The organism is Acinetobacter brisouii CIP 110357 (assembly GCF_000488275.1).
GTDB lineage: Bacteria > Pseudomonadota > Gammaproteobacteria > Pseudomonadales > Moraxellaceae > Acinetobacter > Acinetobacter brisouii.
In genome coordinates this window covers 851446-869033 of sequence record NZ_KI530762.1, presented here as the reverse complement: position 1 = coordinate 869033, position 17588 = coordinate 851446, and the positions used below count along the sequence as shown (strand labels likewise).

15 protein-coding genes and 1 tRNA gene are annotated in these 17588 nt (G+C 40.3%); 11 read left to right on the top strand and 5 right to left on the bottom strand.

What is annotated here, in order from left to right; all coding sequences use genetic code 11:
- Nucleotides 1-44: 44 nt before the first annotated feature.
- Both ilvD and P255_RS04020 read right to left on the bottom strand, forming a co-directional pair.
- Complete coding sequence (ilvD, locus tag P255_RS04025; protein ID WP_004903798.1) at nucleotides 45-1874, bottom strand: dihydroxy-acid dehydratase; 1830 nt, start codon at nucleotides 1872-1874, stop codon at nucleotides 45-47.
- Nucleotides 1875-2389: 515 nt separating this feature from the next.
- A tRNA-Arg gene (locus P255_RS04020) sits at nucleotides 2390-2465 on the bottom strand.
- Between the two features lie 181 nt (nucleotides 2466-2646).
- On the opposite strand from P255_RS04020, the gene P255_RS04015 reads away from it, so the two are divergent.
- The 7 genes from P255_RS04015 to P255_RS03985 all read left to right on the top strand — a co-directional run bounded on the left by P255_RS04015 (nucleotide 2647) and on the right by P255_RS03985 (nucleotide 9034).
- A complete protein-coding gene (locus P255_RS04015) occupies nucleotides 2647-3582 on the top strand; it encodes an ABC transporter ATP-binding protein (RefSeq protein WP_004903797.1) in 936 nt (311 codons plus the stop codon).
- Nucleotides 3579-4352 (top strand): ABC transporter permease, encoded by a 774-nt coding sequence (locus tag P255_RS04010; protein WP_004903796.1) that lies wholly within the window; start codon nucleotides 3579-3581, stop codon nucleotides 4350-4352. The genes P255_RS04015 and P255_RS04010 overlap by 4 nt, the downstream gene beginning before the upstream one ends.
- Nucleotides 4349-5164 (top strand): NADPH-dependent 7-cyano-7-deazaguanine reductase QueF, encoded by an 816-nt coding sequence (queF, locus tag P255_RS04005; RefSeq protein ID WP_004903795.1) that lies wholly within the window; start codon nucleotides 4349-4351, stop codon nucleotides 5162-5164. Before P255_RS04010 ends, queF begins: the two co-directional genes overlap by 4 nt.
- Nucleotides 5165-5192: 28 nt before the next feature.
- On the top strand, nucleotides 5193-5846 hold the full coding sequence (locus P255_RS04000) for a hypothetical protein (protein ID WP_004903794.1): 654 nt from the start codon (nucleotides 5193-5195) through the stop codon (nucleotides 5844-5846).
- Nucleotides 5847-5977: 131 nt separating this feature from the next.
- Nucleotides 5978-7120 (top strand): rod shape-determining protein RodA, encoded by a 1143-nt coding sequence (rodA, locus tag P255_RS03995; protein WP_004903792.1) that lies wholly within the window; start codon nucleotides 5978-5980, stop codon nucleotides 7118-7120.
- Nucleotides 7121-7134: 14 nt separating this feature from the next.
- Complete coding sequence (gene mltB / locus P255_RS03990) at nucleotides 7135-8136, top strand: lytic murein transglycosylase B (protein ID WP_004903789.1); 1002 nt, start codon at nucleotides 7135-7137, stop codon at nucleotides 8134-8136.
- A 289-nt stretch (nucleotides 8137-8425) separates the two neighbouring features.
- Nucleotides 8426-9034 carry a septal ring lytic transglycosylase RlpA family protein gene (locus P255_RS03985; protein ID WP_004903788.1) on the top strand — a complete coding sequence of 203 codons (609 nt, stop codon included), beginning with the start codon at nucleotides 8426-8428 and terminating at the stop codon, nucleotides 9032-9034.
- 400 nt (nucleotides 9035-9434) lie between these two features.
- On the opposite strand, the gene tsf is transcribed toward P255_RS03985, so the two are convergent.
- Both tsf and rpsB read right to left on the bottom strand, forming a co-directional pair.
- On the bottom strand, nucleotides 9435-10310 hold the full coding sequence (tsf, locus tag P255_RS03980; RefSeq protein ID WP_004903785.1) for a translation elongation factor Ts: 876 nt from the start codon (nucleotides 10308-10310) through the stop codon (nucleotides 9435-9437).
- Nucleotides 10311-10454: 144 nt separating this feature from the next.
- A complete protein-coding gene (rpsB, locus tag P255_RS03975) occupies nucleotides 10455-11207 on the bottom strand; it encodes a 30S ribosomal protein S2 (RefSeq protein ID WP_004753293.1) in 753 nt (250 codons plus the stop codon).
- A 207-nt stretch (nucleotides 11208-11414) separates the two neighbouring features.
- Between rpsB and map the strand changes: the two genes are divergently transcribed.
- Together map and P255_RS15725 are read left to right on the top strand one after the other, a co-directional pair.
- Nucleotides 11415-12239: a type I methionyl aminopeptidase gene (map, locus tag P255_RS03970; RefSeq protein WP_004903784.1), complete on the top strand. Its 825-nt coding sequence runs from the start codon at nucleotides 11415-11417 to the stop codon at nucleotides 12237-12239.
- Between the two features lie 389 nt (nucleotides 12240-12628).
- Nucleotides 12629-12808 carry a hypothetical protein gene (locus tag P255_RS15725; RefSeq protein WP_370664276.1) on the top strand — a complete coding sequence of 60 codons (180 nt, stop codon included), beginning with the start codon at nucleotides 12629-12631 and terminating at the stop codon, nucleotides 12806-12808.
- A 195-nt stretch (nucleotides 12809-13003) separates the two neighbouring features.
- Here P255_RS15725 and P255_RS03960 read toward each other — a convergent pair whose 3' ends face one another.
- Nucleotides 13004-14608 carry an isocitrate lyase gene (locus tag P255_RS03960; protein WP_004903781.1) on the bottom strand — a complete coding sequence of 535 codons (1605 nt, stop codon included), beginning with the start codon at nucleotides 14606-14608 and terminating at the stop codon, nucleotides 13004-13006.
- A 523-nt stretch (nucleotides 14609-15131) separates the two neighbouring features.
- Here P255_RS03960 and P255_RS03955 point away from each other — a divergent pair.
- Nucleotides 15132-16121: a LysR family transcriptional regulator gene (locus P255_RS03955; RefSeq protein WP_004903780.1), complete on the top strand. Its 990-nt coding sequence runs from the start codon at nucleotides 15132-15134 to the stop codon at nucleotides 16119-16121.
- Nucleotides 16122-16240: 119 nt separating this feature from the next.
- Entirely contained in the window at nucleotides 16241-17566 is a 1326-nt protein-coding gene (locus P255_RS03950; RefSeq protein ID WP_004903779.1) for a polyamine export protein PaeA, read from the top strand.
- The last annotated feature ends 22 nt before the right edge of the window (nucleotides 17567-17588 follow it).

Sequence of the window (17588 nt, the reverse complement as noted above, 5' to 3'; positions counted from 1 at the left end):
TAACTGGCATGACTTCATTAAGAAGTTTTTGCTTTACTTACAAATTATAGAACGCGAACGGCGCCTTTTGCAGCACTGGTTGTATGCTGAGCATAAACTTTAAGTGCTTTAGACACTTTACGTTTACGCTCTTCTTTTGGATGCCAGCCTTTTGCTTCTTGTGCAGTATGACGATGTGCCAAAGTTGCATCATCAACATCAAGATGAATAGTACGATTTGGAATATCGATCTGAATGGTATCACCATCTTCAACCAAACCAATTGCACCACCTTCAGCAGCTTCTGGTGAAACATGACCAATCGATAGACCTGAAGAACCGCCAGAGAAACGACCATCGGTAATCAAGGCACAGTCTTTACCCAAGCCTTTCGATTTCAAGTAGCTGGTTGGATACAACATTTCTTGCATACCTGGACCACCGCGTGGACCTTCATAGCGAATAACAACCACATCACCCGCTTTAATATTGCCACCCAAAATCGCTTCTACAGCAGAATCCTGACTTTCAAATACGCGTGCTGTACCTGTAAATTTCAAGATGGATTCATCTACACCCGCTGTTTTTACAATACAGCCGTCCTGTGCAATGTTGCCATAAAGAACTGCCAAACCGCCATCTTTAGAGAACGCATGTTCCAGATTACGAATCACACCTGTTTCACGGTTGCCATCTAAAGTTGCATAATAACGGTTTTGTGAGAATGCCACCTGAGTTGGCACGCCACCTGGTGATGAACGATAGAATTCGTAAACTTCTGGGTTTTCAGTGCGGATAATGTCCCACTTGTCCAATGCATCTTTTAGAGTTGGTTCATGTACGGTACTTACCGATGTTGTCAACAACCCAGCACGATCAAGCTCACCTAAAATCGACATGATGCCACCTGCACGGTGTACGTCTTCCATATGAACATCTTGTTTCGCTGGTGCAACTTTACAAAGTACAGGCACTTTACGAGACAAACGGTCAATATCATCCATGGTGAAATCAACTTCTGCTTCATTTGCAGCAGCCAATAAGTGCAATACTGTATTGGTTGAACCACCCATGGCAATATCCAAAGTCATGGCATTTTCAAATGCTGCCTTGGTTGCAATTGAGCGAGGTAAAATGCTGTAGTCATCTTGTTCATAGTGGCGTTTTGCCAATTCAACAATCAATTTTCCTGCACGTTCAAACAGTTTTTTACGGTTTGCATGTGTTGCAACAATTGAACCATTACCAGGTAAAGACAAACCTAAAGCTTCAGTCAAACAGTTCATTGAGTTGGCGGTAAACATACCTGAGCATGAACCACATGTTGGACATGCAGAACGTTCAAATGCTTGTACTTCTTCGTCGGTATAGCTATCGTCAGCGGCAACAATCATGGCATCGACAAGGTCAATGGCTTTTTCGTTGCCACGGAATTTGACTTTACCCGCTTCCATTGGCCCACCAGACACAAATACAACTGGAATGTTCAAACGCATTGATGCCATCAACATTCCTGGGGTAATTTTGTCGCAGTTTGAAATACAAACCATCGCATCGGCACAATGAGCATTGACCATATATTCTACTGAATCAGCAATCAGGTCGCGTGATGGCAATGAATACAGCATTCCATCATGACCCATCGCAATACCGTCATCAACCGCAATGGTGTTGAACTCTTTAGCCACGCCACCTGCTGCCTGAATTTGCTCAGCAACCAGTTGACCAAGGTCTTTCAGATGCACATGACCTGGCACAAATTGGGTGAAAGAGTTGACCACGGCAATAATCGGTTTTCCAAAATCTTCATCTTTCATTCCTGTTGCACGCCATAAACCGCGTGCGCCAGCCATATTTCTTCCATGTGTCGATGTTTTTGAACGATAGTCAGGCATGTTATTGTTTCCAATGAAATTGTGCTTGAAATGAATCATCTCGGGATTCATTCTGGCGAAAGAATACTCACCTATAGAGTACTTGATCAGTAAAGCTACCGATATATCATACTAGGGTCTGTTGATATTGCACAGATACTTGCAACTGTGGTGTTTTAAGCTGATACAAAGTATGTTTTGCAGAGCTCAGTTTTTCTAAATGAATAGAATATCACCAAGTTACGGCAAAAATGCCCTGTCATTGAGGCTTGCGCGGAATGATGGCTAAAACTAAAAAACTCAACAGATCCTTAGAATTCCCAATTTATGGGCAATTTGGATGATATTGATATTTATACACGAGTCATGGGAAAAATTTTTATCAAAATTTACTAATTTATTACACAATTTATGAAAAATTTATTATCAAAAAATGGTTTTTGTGAAAAATAAATGCAAATCCTGTATTCAGATAGAAAATTATTCGCGAAAAAATAAGAAAGTTGAACAAAACAAGGAAGGTATAAACAAGAAGATGGTGCGCTCAGCGGGACTCGAACCCACGCCACAGGCTTCGGAGACCTGTACTCTATCCAGTTGAGCTATGAGCGCTTTTAAGTCGCCCATCATAACAAAAAAAATCATAAGGTAAAGCAAAGAATGATTTTCTACTTGACTTACTGTCTATCCTTTAAACAGTTTTATCTATGCAACGAAGAATTCCATTTAGATTACTTGGTTTATCCGACTAGATCGCTCACAATATACACGTCTATTAATACGCGAGAAATTCATGACTGATGCATTAATGCTGAAAGAGTTATCGAAAACCTATAAAAATGGCTTCCAAGCCTTAAAAGGCATCAATTTAACTGTACCTGAAGGTGAGTTTTACGCACTTCTTGGGCCAAATGGTGCTGGAAAGTCGACAACTATTAGCATTATTAGCTCGCTAACCCGTAAAACCTCGGGACAAGTCGAAATTTTTGGACATAACCTCGACACTGAAGCATCAAAAGCCAAACAGTGCTTAGGTGTCGTTCCACAGGAATTTAACTTTGGTCAGTTTGAGAAAACCTTTGATATTTTAGTCACTCAAGCAGGTTATTACGGTATTCCTAAAAAAATCGCCGAACAACGTGCCGAACATTATTTAGAAAAGCTCGGACTTTGGGAAAAACGAAATTTGCAAGGCCGCATGCTGTCAGGTGGGATGAAACGTCGCTTAATGATTGCCCGTGCCATGATGCATGAACCAAAGCTACTTATTCTCGATGAACCAACCGCTGGGGTTGATATCGAACTACGTCGCTCAATGTGGGATTTTCTCACTGAAATGAATGAAAAAGGCACATCGATTATTTTGACCACACATTATCTGGAAGAAGCCGAAATGCTGTGTCGCCGCATTGCGATCATCGATCATGGTGTGATTAAAGAAGATACTAGCATGAAAGCATTCTTGAGCCAGCTCAACGAAGAAACTTTCATTTTTGATTTGGCAGCACCAATTGAGCCTATCGAGCTGAACTTTATTGGGATTCGTTTTCATTTGGTTGATAGCCTGACCCTAGAAGTCACAATGGATAAATCGCATGCTCTAAATGAAATTTTTCAATTATTTGAAAATTTAGGCATTCAGGTACGCAGCATGCGTAACAAAACCAACCGTCTTGAAGAGTTATTTGTCAAAATGGTCGAGAAAAATTTACAGGAGGCTTCTGCATGAACTTTACACAGTTACAAGTTGCCTTATGGACACTGGTTCGTAAAGAGATTCGCCGCTTTATGCGCATTTGGGCACAGACCCTACTGCCACCTGCCATCACTATGAGTCTGTATTTTGTGATTTTTGGTAATCTGGTCGGCTCACGAATTGGACATATGGGTGGTTTCACCTATATGCAGTTCATTGTCCCAGGTCTGATCATGATGGCCGTGATTACCAACAGTTATGCCAATGTCTGCTCAAGTTTCTTTAGTGCCAAATTCCAAAAAAGTATTGAAGAACTCATCATGAGCCCTGTGCCACTTTATTTAGTTCTGTGGGGTTATGTGATTGGTGGTGTGTGTCGTGGCGTTTTAGTCGGTTTGATTGTCACTGTCGTCAGCCTGTTTTTCACTGACCTGCACATTCACAACTTATTTATTACAATTTATACCGTTGTAGTGACCAGCTTGCTGTTTTCGATCGCAGGCTTCATTAATGCAATTTACGCCCGTTCATTTGATGATATTTCGATTGTTCCAACCTTTGTACTGACTCCACTGACGTATTTAGGTGGTGTATTCTATGCAATTAGCGCATTAAGTCCATTTTGGCAAACGCTTTCATTAATCAACCCGATTGTCTATATGGTCAATGCTTTCCGTTATGGCATTTTGGGGCATAGTGATGTCAATGTCAGTATCTCACTTGCTGCAATCAGCGGGTTCTGTCTGGCTTTTTATGCTGTTGCCTACTATTTATTAGCACGCGGTTCAGGAATTCGTGAATGAGTGTAGAAAAATCTTTATTGGGTAAAGACACCAATTACCCGACAACTTATCAACCTGAGATTTTATTTCCAATTTCTCGAAGTCTCTCTCGCGAGAGTTATGCCGATGTCGCAGGAATTCAGCAAGGCTGTGACTGGTGGCATGTGTTTGAACTGTCTTGGCTAAATGCACAAGGAATTCCTCAAGTTGCGATTGGACGATTACGCCTGCCTGCAACATCGCCCAACCTGATTGAATCAAAGTCGCTCAAACTCTACTTTAATAGTTTGAACTTCATGCGTTTTGATTCTACACAACAACTGATTGCAACTGTCGAGCAGGATTTGTCAAAAGCCGCCGAAGCACCTGTGCAACTGACACTGATCGATGCAAATAATCTGGCAGTATCACAACCTGAAGGTCAATGTCTGGATCAGCTTTCACCTCAGCGTTTATCTGAACAACCCGATGCCAGTTTGTTACAGCATGCAGGCTCAGGGCGCATGGTTGAAGAACAATATTATTCCAATTTGTTGCGCAGTAACTGCCCTGTAACAGGTCAACCTGACTGGGGTACGATTTTCATTCGTTATCGCGGTGAAAAAGTTTGTCCAGCAAGTTTATTGGCTTATATTATTTCTTATCGCCAGCACAATGGTTTTCATGAACAATGTGTCGAGCAAATTTATGCAGATATCTGGAAAACCCTAAAGCCTGGGCAACTTATGGTCTATGCTGCATATACCCGTCGCGGTGGGCTAGATATCAACCCATGCCGTGTTTCCACTGAAGCATGGTTACCACAAACACCTGTCCGCCTTGCCAGACAATAAACAACCATTTGAATTTTGAGGTGTAACCATGGCTTTTTTTGGTTTTATTCCATCTGAAAGTTTATTGAACAAGATTCAAACCGCTATCGCGCAAAAAAACTCGAAAGAGCCACTGTATCCATTGCGTGATGAAATTGCATTACAGGTCAATGACGAAATTATTGATGCAATTGTCACAAATCTGATTCACCATTTCCCTGAAACAGATAAACGTGAGGCAACTGAAAAACTGGCAAGTTTTGTCAAATCCAGTGTGCACTTTTTATTGTCTAAACAGCTACTCAGTAAAGCACCGAATGAGGTTGTTCGTCAGTCCATTACTTTCTCTGAAAAAAGCATGTTTAAAGACCCTGAAGGTCAATGGCGTTTAGGTCAGTCGCTTGATGATAGTTTAGTAACCACACTCAAACATCAGTTTGCACAAATCCAAGCTGGAGAGAAAGTGAACCTGCATGCTCTGGCAGAAAGCTACAAAATGTTTGCCGAAGCAACAGTACGTCATTATATGCATGACTTTAATCACACCCTCGATTTAGGCATGATTAAACGCAAAGCCTCAGACTTGGGCTGTGCTGCGGTGATTAAAGCTGTGCATATTGCGATTGATAAAATTATCCCGCATTTAAACAGACATGAGCTAAAAGCACTCGCTGAATATCATAATGGCTTATTTTTCCACTAAGCCCAACTTTCAGCTATCGAAAACCTAGCTTAGGCTAGGTTTTTTTATTGCTAAATGTGCAAAGAGATTGCCTAAAAAGTCCAATATGTTAGCATTCGCACTTGCTGCTTATTACTCGTTTTCAATCAATTATGGCACCAAGTCCACAGTACAAATTTTTACGTCAAGCACCCCGTGATGGCTTAAGTACAGCTATGCAGCCTTCACGCTGGCAAAGGTTACATATCGACCCTTGGTTATGCTCATTTCTCATTCTAAATGCCCTGCTTGGACTCACTGTTTTATATAGTGCTTCTGCACAAGATGTTAGTATGGTCAGCAAGCAAGCCTTGAGTTTTGGTTTAGGTTTTCTAGTGATGCTCAGCATTGCACAGATTCCGCCAAAGGTGTTTCAGTCTTTTTCGCCCTATTTTTACTTATTTGGTGTGCTTTGTCTGGCTGCAGTTAAAGTCGTCGGTGAAGTCCGTATGGGTGCGCAGCGCTGGATTAATATTCCTGGCATTGGCAGTGTGCAACCCAGTGAATTCATGAAGCTGGGCATGCCGATGATGGCAGCATGGTTTCTGACCCGTCAAGCATTACCTCCCAAGCTAAAAACAGTCATTGGGACCTTGGTATTGATTGTCATTCCTTTTGTACTGATTGCTGAACAGCCCGACTTAGGTACCTCACTCTTGGTTTTGGGTAGTGGCGTTTTTGTTTTATTCCTTAGTGGCTTATCTTGGAAAATTATTGCTGCTGCATTCGCAGGGGCTGGGGTATTTATTCCTGTTGCATGGGAATTTTTATTGCATGACTATCAACGTCAACGCGTGCTGACCTTGCTCAACCCAGAGGCTGATGCGCTCGGCACAGGCTGGAACATTATTCAGTCCAAAACCGCGATTGGTTCTGGTGGTTTTTCTGGTAAAGGTTTCCTGCAAGGCACCCAATCACATTTGCACTTTTTACCTGAAGGTCACACCGATTTTATTATTGCCGCATATTCAGAAGAATTTGGCTTAATTGGCGTGATCATTTTGGTTTTCTTGTACTTTGCCATTATCTGCCGCACATTCCAAATTGGTATGCAATGCTTCCACAATTATGGTCGTTTACTTGCAGGTGCTTATGGATTGTCGTTTTTTATATATGTCTTTGTAAATGCAGGCATGGTCAGTGGTATTTTACCTGTAGTGGGCGTGCCTTTACCGTTTATGAGTTATGGCGGCACCGCAATTATTACTTTAATGACAGCTTTTGGCATTGTCATGTCGATTCATACTCATCGTTAACTCGGATTCACATTATGTGGCAACAAAAATTACATAAAATTTGTCAGTTTCTTGCAATTGTAACTACAGCAGCATTTTCTACTTCATTTTGTCAGGCAAATGATTTTATTAACAATCCAAATTATGAAAATTTCAAGCTTAAAACCATGCAGCAATATGGCTTAAGTGCCGAGCAAATCGATCGCGCCATGTTAGGCGCACAAAATCGCCCGAATATCTTGAAAATCATGGAAAATCCTGGCGAAAGCAAACCATGGTATGCCTATCGGGAAATGTTCATGACCGAAAGCACGATTCAACGTGGAGTACGCTTTCGTGATCAATACGCAGATGTTCTCAACCGTGCCGAACAACAGTTTGGTGTACCTAAAGCTGTTATTTTGGGAATTTTGGGTGTGGAAACAGGTTTTGGCAATAACAAAGGTACGATCATCACACGTGATGCTTTAGCTACCCTTGCTTTTGGCTACCCACGTCGTGCCGATTACTTTGCCAACGAACTTGGTTCCCTGATCGCATGGACATATAAAGAAGGCTATCCAATTACCAGCATTACAGGCTCTTACGCTGGTGCGATTGGCTATCCACAGTTTATGCCAAGTAACATTGGCAAGTATGGCGTAGATTACGATGGTAACGGGCATATTGACCTGCGCAACTCACCTGCTGACGCCATTGGCTCAATCGCCAATTATCTTGCTCAGCAAGGTTGGCAACGTGACCAGCCTATCGGCTTTCAAGCACGTTATACAGGCAGCACACCAGATACCGTGATTGCCAAAGATTTAAATCATCCCACCCCTTACGGTGCATTAAAACAACAAAATATTGCACCACTCAATCCGGTCATAAAAATCGATGATCTGGAACTCGTTAATGTCATCCAATTGCAAGATTATAATGCTGAAATCTATTACATTACCTATCCAAATTTTCAGGTTATTACGACCTATAACAAAAGCCGAATGTATGCAACAGCGGTATGGCAATTGGGTACAGAAATCATGAATAGATAACAAAAAAATAATACAAATTAAAATTGTCAAGTGTTTTCTTGTTAGAAATGCCTCAAATTTGATTAATTTTAATTAAATGTTACAATTTTGGTTATTTTTTAACCGCATGATGTAGTATTTTCACTGTTTTTGTAATTTTTCGCCACCCAACACTAGACACTCTACTGGTCACATGAATATTATCCCTAGCGTCAAATACAGTTGAACACATCAAGTTTTAGGCAGGTTGTGTTGATTTTCAAGTAATTACTTGAAGATAACGATGCCTTAACTTAAGGAGATAATATTTATGCGCTTTCCAGTGAAATCACTGCTCGCTATTACATTTTGCGTATCGCTGACGCAAACGCATGCTGACATGGTGCAGTCATCGTCGTTAAACAATGACAATGACAGCTCTAGCCTTGCAGCCCGCGTAATCAATAAAGATTCTACAAAAGCAATTTATCACTCAAACCTAAATGGTCTTTCAATTACTGAGCGTTCTGGAGATAAAATCCGCCGCCAAACTTTAGCTGCAAAAGTTGAAGTGCCAGAAGATGAGCCTTCTGTGATTGATCGTTTAAACAATGTTGCTTCAAACACCGTACGCAAATTCAGCCAAACAGGTATTGCGTCTTGGTATGGTCGCCAATTTCATGGTCGTAAAACTGCCAATGGCGATACTTTCGATATGAATGCAATGACTGCTGCTCACCGCAGCCTGCCACTCAACTGCTATATCCGTGTAACCAACAAAGATAACGGCCGTAGTGTCGTGGTTAAAGTGAATGATCGTGGCCCGTTCCACGGCAACCGAGTTCTTGATTTATCTTATGCTGCTGCAAAACAGATTGGTGTAACGAATTCTGGTACAGCACGAGTGAGCATTGAGCGTGTAGACGGCCCAAATTCTTAAAAAATATCTCCTCACTGTTTTTGACATTCCAAAGCCACAATTATGTGGCTTTTTTTATGGGCAAAATCGAGTTTTTTTGCAGCTATCAGGCGATTTATGTCCAATCCCTCATTTGCATATCTGTTATTTCGCTCTCCTTTGCGTTTTTTACACCTAAAAACCCTTCCGACCTACAACCCTAGCTCAATTTTTTAAATCATCGAAATATGCGATTTTAAGCACAAATAAATAGCATTGATTTTTTATGCCTTTTAATTGCATTTTTTTAATTGTTTTTTCCATATCTGAATTGCTGAAATTTATGCCACTTCATCTAGAAATTATGCTTTAACATACATTTTTTACGGCTTAATACAGGCATAAAAAAAGCTCCCGAAGGAGCTTTTTTGCAGCGCTAAAATTATTTAGCAGCAGCTTGAGCAGCAGCAACTTCTTCAGCGAAAGAAAGTTCAGCTTTTTTCTCAATACCTTCACCCACTTCAAAGCGAGTAAATTGAGCAATAACAGTACCAGTCGCTTTCAAAACTTCAGCAACTTTTTTGTCGTTGTCGATAACGTACATTTGACGCTCAAGTACAACTTCATTCAAGTATTTTTCAACTGAACCAGTCACCATTTTCTCAACGATGTTAGCTGGTTTACCAGATTCGATTGCTTTTGCTTCAGCGATTTCTTTCTCTTTAGCAACAAGCTCAGCAGGAACAGCTTCCGCAGTTACTGCAACTGGGTTGAACGCAGCAACGTGCATTGCAACACCTTTACCAGTGTCAGCATCACCTGTGTAAGATACAACAACACCGATTTTTAAACCGTGTTTGTAAACTGCAAGGTTTTCACCTTCAACGATTGCAGCACGACGAACCTGAATGTTTTCGCCAATTTTTTGAACAAGCGCAATACGTGCTTCTTCAACAGTTGCACCATCTTCAAGTTTAAGTTCTGCAATTTTCGCAGCATCAGTTTCGCCAGCAGCAAGAGCAGCAACAGCAACATTTTTAGAGAAGTTTGCAAAGTTTTCGTCTTTAGCAACAAAGTCAGTTTGACAGTTTACTTCTAAAAGAATTGCTTTATTGCCTTCTTGAGCAATTGTGATCGCACCGTCAGCTGCAATGTTACCTGCTTTTTTAGCAGCTTTTGCTTGACCTGATTTACGTAGGTTATCAATCGCTAACTCGATATCACCATTCGCTTCAGTCAAAGCTTTTTTACATTCCATCATCGCAAGACCAGTACGGTCACGTAATTCTTTAACCATGCTTGCAGTAATTGCAGTCATGTTAATCTCCTAAATAAGGTAGAAAATAATCAATCTTTTTTTAACAAAAACGGCCCAAAGTGTTCTCTGGACCGTTCTGCTTTCTTGACGCTTAATTTGCCACGATTACATGTCGCAAAAATGACAAGCCTGCGTCAAAACGCATTAAGCCTCTGGAGCTTCTTTAGCAGCTTCTTCAACTTTAGCTTGAGCGTTTGCTTGTGATTGAGCGTACTCTTTACCAGCAATGATCGCATCAGCCATAGAAGCAGCATAAAGTGTAACCGCACGGATTGCATCGTCATTACCAGGAATAACGTAATCTACGTTGTCTGGGTTAGAGTTTGTATCAACGATACCAATTACAGGAATACCAAGGTTTTTAGCTTCTTTAATCGCGATTGATTCGTGATCAACGTCGATTACGAATAATGCGTCAGGTAAACCACCCATGTTTTTAACGCCGCCTAAAGCACGTTCAAGTTTTTCCATCTCACGAGTACGCTCTAAAGCTTCACGTTTAGTAAGCTTTGCAAAAGTACCGTCTTGAGATTGAGTTTGAAGGTCTTTCAAACGGTTAATTGATTGACGAAGAGTTTTCCAGTTCGTCAACATACCACCTAACCAACGGTGATCAACGTATGGTTGACCAGCACGTTGTGCTTGTTCACGGATGATGTTAGATGCAGCACGTTTAGTACCAACGAACAATACTTTGTTCTTTTTGCTAGCAAGATTGTTAACAAAGTTCAAAGCATCATTTAACGCAGGAACTGTATGTTCAAGGTTGATGATGTGAATTTTGTTACGCGCACCAAAGATGTATTGACGCATCTTTGGGTTCCAGAAACGAGTTTGGTGACCAAAGTGCGCGCCAGCTTGAAGAAGGTCGCGCATGCTTACGTTGTAATCTGCCATTTTCTTTACCTTAAAGTTTGGGTTAGGCCTCCATATATCCGCATTCTCCACCTCGAAAGGCACCCAGAGAAATGTGTCGATATATGTGCGGATTTTGTTGCCCCATCCAACAAAGCCCGTGAAATTTATTCACGAAAAAGCATTTGATAAAATGGGCGGCTATTTATACCATAGTCACACATAAATTTCCAAAAGTTTTTAGAGATCATGAACAGTACTTACGAAGCTCCAAGCCGCCTGATTAAAACACCTGATGAAATTGAAAAAATGCGTGTGGCGGGACGACTGGCGGCTGAAGTTTTGGATATGATCAAACCGCATATCCAACCTGGGGTAAGCACTCTAGAATTAGATACCATTTGTCATGATTATATTGTAAATGTTCAAAATGCAATTCCAGCATGTTTAGGATACGGCGCGGCACCTGGTCGCCCTGCTTTTCAACATACTATCTGTACCTCTGTGAATCACGTGGTGTGTCACGGTATTCCGTCAGCAGATAAAATTCTCAAGAAAGGCGATATTCTAAATATTGACGTGACTGTCATTAAAGATGGTTATCATGGCGATACCAATATGATGTACATCGTGGGTGGTGAAACATCTATTTTAGCGAATCGTTTATGTCATGTTGCACAAGAAGCAATGTATCGTGGTATTGAAGCAGTAAAACCTGGTGCCTATATTGGTGATGTGGGTGCTGTCATTCAAAAATATGTTGAATCTGAGCGTTTTAGTGTTGTACGTGAATATTGTGGACATGGCATTGGCACAGTGTTTCATGATGAACCACAAGTATTGCACTACGGCACAAAAAACACAGGCATGCGCTTGGAAGCTGGTATGACGTTTACCATTGAACCTATGGTCAATGCGGGTGTTTGGCAAACCAAAACTTTAGGCGACAAATGGACAGTCGTCACCAAAGACCATAAATTATCTGCTCAATATGAACATACCATTTTGGTCACACCAACAGGTGCAGAAATTTTAACTGCTCGCCCTGAAGAAGATTTATCACGTTTTAATTAAGCATAATTTTAAATGGGCACAAAAGATCTTAATTCTCTTGTGCCTTTTATTTCAATAAACGCTCATAATCTCAAATTTTATAAAAACAGGAACAAGTTCTCATTTTTAAAATAAATTAATTATTTATTAACAATATTATATTTTAAATTACTTTTTGTTACTTTATTTAAACAAAAAAAATGGGATTTAAGAAATATGTCATATAATTCGGTTATCTAATTATGCTTAGAATATTGCAGCCCTAAAATCACCTCTTCACCATGAAACTTTTATTAATACCGCTAATTTCTTTGTACTTATCTGGATGTTTATTTACTAGTTCCAATGAAGTCAAGCGCTCTGAGCTCCTGCTTTCTCATTTTAGTTGTCACAATTATGCAGATAATAGCATGAGCCCAATTAATAGCTTTCATGAGCAAACGTTAAACTCAACCAAACAAAAAGCAACCGATTATATTCAGCATTATAAAAACGGTGACAAAATATTCAATATCCCTTTAGATGACGTCATTAGCCAGCAATACAAATTATATAAAGAAGCATGCCAATCTATCGGTGGAGTTTTATAAAAAATAAATAAACTGGACTTAATTCGGTTTTATAGGAACAAAATTGCTTTGATTAACACTCTCTTCATGCTCCTTTACAACATAGAGATAAATCAAACGACCTTATGAATAGCACAATATAAAATCAAACTGCTCAAATCATTTAAACCAAAATAAAAAAACCCTGCTAATGCAGGGTTTTTTTATTTTCAGCGCTTAGTGAGCTGAGAATTGGTTCATTGTGTTCTTAGCGTCATCGCCTGCTTTAAGCGCGTTGTCGCCAGAGAAGATTTCTTTGTGGTCATCACCGATGTCTGAACCAGCCATTGCTTGGTGTTTAACACATGCGATAGTACCGCGGATTTCTTTACGTTGTACGCCAGCAACATAAGCCAACATACCTTCAGAACCGAAGTAACCTTGTGCAAGCTCATGAGTAGAAAGAGCAGCAGTGTGGTAAGTCGGAAGTGTGATCAAGTGATGGAACACACCTGCTTCACGAGAAGCATCTGCTTGGAATGTACGGATTTTCTCGTCAGCAGCAGCAGCCAATTCAGTATTGTCATAGTCAGCGCTCATTAATTTAGCACGGTCGTATGCAGATACGTCTTTACCTTCAGCTACAAAACGGTCGTAAGCTTGTTGACGGAAGTTTAAAGTCCAGTTGAACGATGGAGAGTTGTTATAAACAAGTTTCGCATTTGGAACAACTTCTTTAACACGGTTAACCATGTGTGCAATTTCTTCTACGTTTGGAGTCGCAGTTTCGATCCAAAGAAGATCAGCACCGTTTTGCAAGCTAGTAATACAGTCAAGTACTACACGGTCAATTTGAGTGCCTTCACGGAATTGGTACAAACCAGAAGCCAAACGTTTAGGACGGTGTAACTTACCATCACGTTTAATTAGGATTTCGTCGTCAGTTGCTTCAGAGATATCAATTTCTTGAGTGTCTAAGTAAGCGATGTATTGAGAAGCGATGTCGCCTGGCTCTTTAACCACTGGGATTTTTTGAGTCAAGTCAGCGCCTTCAGAGTCAGTACGCGCAACGATAACACCTTCATCAACACCCATTTCCAAGAATGCATAACGAAGTGCATGGATCTTAGAGATAAAGTCTTCGTGTGGAACAGTTACTTTACCAGCTTGGTGACCACATTGTTTCGCATCAGATACTTGGTTTTCAATTTGAAGCGCACAAGCACCAGCTTCGATCATTTTCTTAGCAAGCAAGTAAGTTGCTTCTTCGTTACCGAAACCAGCATCGATGTCAGCAATAATTGGCACAACGTGAGTTTGGAAACCGTCGATTTGAGCAGTAATTTCTGCAACTTTAGCAGCATCACCAGCTTCTTTTGCTTTGTTCAAAGCACGGAACAAATCATTTAATTCTTTCGCGTCAGCTTGACGTAAGAAAGTGTAGATTTCTTCGATAAGTGCTGGAACTGAAGTTTTTTCGTGCATAGATTGGTCAGGAAGTGGACCAAACTCTGAGCGAAGTGCAGCAACCATCCAACCAGAAAGGTAGATATAACGTTTGCTAGTTGTACCGAAGTATTTTTTGTTAGCAATCATTTTTTGTTGTGCAATAAAACCATGCCAGCAACCTAATGATTGAGTGTATTTGCTAGAATCGGCATCGTATTCAGCCATATCACGACGCATAATTGCAGCTGTATATTTAGCAATATCCAAACCTGTTTTGAAACGGTTTTGCAGTTGCATACGTGCTGCATCTTCTGGGCTGATATCTGCCCAAGTGTTACCGAATTTTGCCTTCAATTCACGAATTGCATCAATCGCTGTTTGGTATGTAGTCATGATTGGTTCCTTTTAATTTTAGGATTTTCATAACGCATCATGATCAAACCCCGCTTTACTGGATTGTTTGGTTTTTGATCATTTCCGCCTGATGAACACAGATTAGAACGTAAAAAAAATTAAATCCAATATCCTTGACTAATCCCCACTATTTATTAAAAAAATACATAGATCAAAGTCGTATTATAATCGTGATGATTATTATCAAGTTATTGAAATAAAAAGAGTTTATTTAGACTACTTTTTATAAAAAATGACGATTTTTTAATCTTTTTAATCATTCGACTAAAGTATGGTGGCTTTGACGAATAGATTCAACCTGTGTCTTAAGGCTTTTTGTTGCTGTTTTTTTAAGTAAAAACTCTTTTTTATGCACATTATGAGAAAGATTAAAAATCAAACAAAACTAAATCTTTTGGCAATTATAAAGATTCAGCGTTTTTTTGGATATTTTCACACAAAAGCTTTTGCTTATGGCATAATTTGCAACTAATTTCATACTGTTATATTCGGTATTTGTTCTATGAATTTGGAGCGGGTTGACCTTAATCTATTAATCTATCTCGACGTACTTTTACGTGAGAAAAATGTAACTCGTGCTGCTGAGCAACTTGGCGTTACCCAGCCCGCTATGAGTAATATTTTACGCAGATTAAGAACTCTTTTTAATGATCCGTTGCTCATTCGCTCATCTGAAGGTATGACCCCCACAGAGCGCGCTTTGGAGCTACAACCTCGTATTCGAGATGTGCTTTCTGATCTTTCCATGATTTTAGAGCCACGTACTGAATTTCGACCATATACGAGTAATCGTGTCTTTCGTATTATGACGTCTGACTACGCTGAAGCGACTTTAGTCCCTCGTCTAGTCAAAGCACTGCGTTCTGAAGCGCCAAATGTCGTCCTTGATTTCCTGACGCCAAGTGATGTGTCTTACCGCGATATGGAACAAGGCAAGGTCGATCTGGCAATTAATCGCTTCAACGAAATCCCTCAAAGTTTCCATCAGGTCTTGGTTTGGCGCGATAGCTTTTCTTGTTTAGTCAATCCAAAACACCCAAATGCCAACAACCTTAACTTGAAAAACTATCTTGATGCACATCACATCTGGGTTTCCAAGACAGGTATGGGCATTGGTTTTGGTGTCAACCCTGACAAACAGGCAGGTTTAGGCTGGATTGATCAAGCTTTAGAACGTATTGGTCAAAAGCGTAAAATTTCCGTCTTTACACGCCATTATCAAATGCCAGCCTTGCTCGCTAGAAATGTTGACCTGATTGCAACGCTGCCAAGCCGCATTGCGCGCTTACAAGCAAAAAGTCAGGAGCTGGTGATTAAAGACCCTCCATTTTATATTCCAGAAATCGAATTAAAAATGGCATGGTGTCCTTTATTGCATCATCACCCTGCTCATCGCTGGTTACGCCAACTGATTCTTTATGTTGCTCGCCAAATGATCGAAGAAGAAAATCGTGAATTCCTGATGAACAATTCACAATTTTCACAGTATTAATCGCTGTTTATTCCCTTATTCAACGATTTATTATGATTAGGTGATATTCCAGTATCACCTCTTCTATTTTTGTGTTAAAAAATATTTGATAATGAATAATCTATAATGACAGGTGCAATGTGAGTCTGTTTCAGAACATCATCATCATCATCATCCTAATTGCTGGTGCAGGTTTCCTTGCTTTAACCGAAATTGCTCTCGCAGCCGCACGCAAAGTTAAACTGAAAATTTTGGCTGAAGCTGGTGATGAACGCGCACAACAAGTTTTGGATTTACAAGAAAATTCCGCTGATTTCTTTGCCGCTTCTCAAATCGGTTTAAATGCTGTTGCAATTTTAGGCGGTATTTTAGGTGAAGGCGCTTTTCGTCCCTATTTCCTTAATCTGGTCACCCGTTTTTATACAGGAGAATGGGCAGAAACGATTAGTTTTGCTCTATCCTTTACCTTAGTCACCTCACTCTTTATTTTATTTGCTGATCTTATGCCAAAACGTCTGGCAATGATTGCACCCGAAAAAATCTCGATTGCTGTCATTAATCCAATTCAGGTGTTTATTAAGGTCTGTAAACCATTAGCATGGGTGATTAATGCAATTGCCAATTTGCTGTTTCGCCTCTTTAAGGTCAACACGACCCGTGAAGATAACATTACTTTTGATGATATTTCTGCTGTCATGGATGCAGGCGCTCAAGCGGGTGTCTTGCAAAAGCAGGAACATCACTTTATTGAAAATGTTTTTGAACTTGAAGAGCGTAATGTACATTCAAGCATGACCACTCGCGAGAATGTCATCTTTTTTACTTTAAATGAACCTGAAAACAGTATTCGTCAAAAACTGGCAGAATACCCTTTTTCAAAATTTTTGGTCTGTAATGATACGATTGATCAAGTCATTGGTTATGTTGATGCTAAAGATATTCTGGTTCGAATTCTCAATAATCAATCCATCAACCAGCTCAATGAATCCACCATTCGTACTGTTTTGACCATTCCTGATAGCTTAAGTCTCTCGGAAGTATTAGACCGTTTTCGTGCCAGCAAAGAAAAATTTGCTGCGGTGATTAATGAGTATGCGCTTGTGGTTGGCGTAATTACCCTTTCAGATATCATGATTACAGTCATGGGTGACTGGGTGACCCCCATTGAGGAAGAGCAGCAGATTATCAAACGCGACAATCATTCATGGTTAATCGATGGCGGCACTCCTATTGAGGATATAAAACATGCGCTGGGTATCGATGACATGCCTGATGAAGAGCATTATGAAACACTTGCAGGTTTTATGATGTACCAACTCCGAAAAATCCCTCGACCTGCTGATAGTGTGGAATTTGGAGGCTATAAGTTTGAAGTTGTCGATGTTGACCACTTCAAGATTGATCAGCTTTTAGTGACTCGAATTATTGAAAAACCCGAATCACTGATTCAATCTGAAGAATCTTAAAAGAAAAACCGCCTCATTGCAG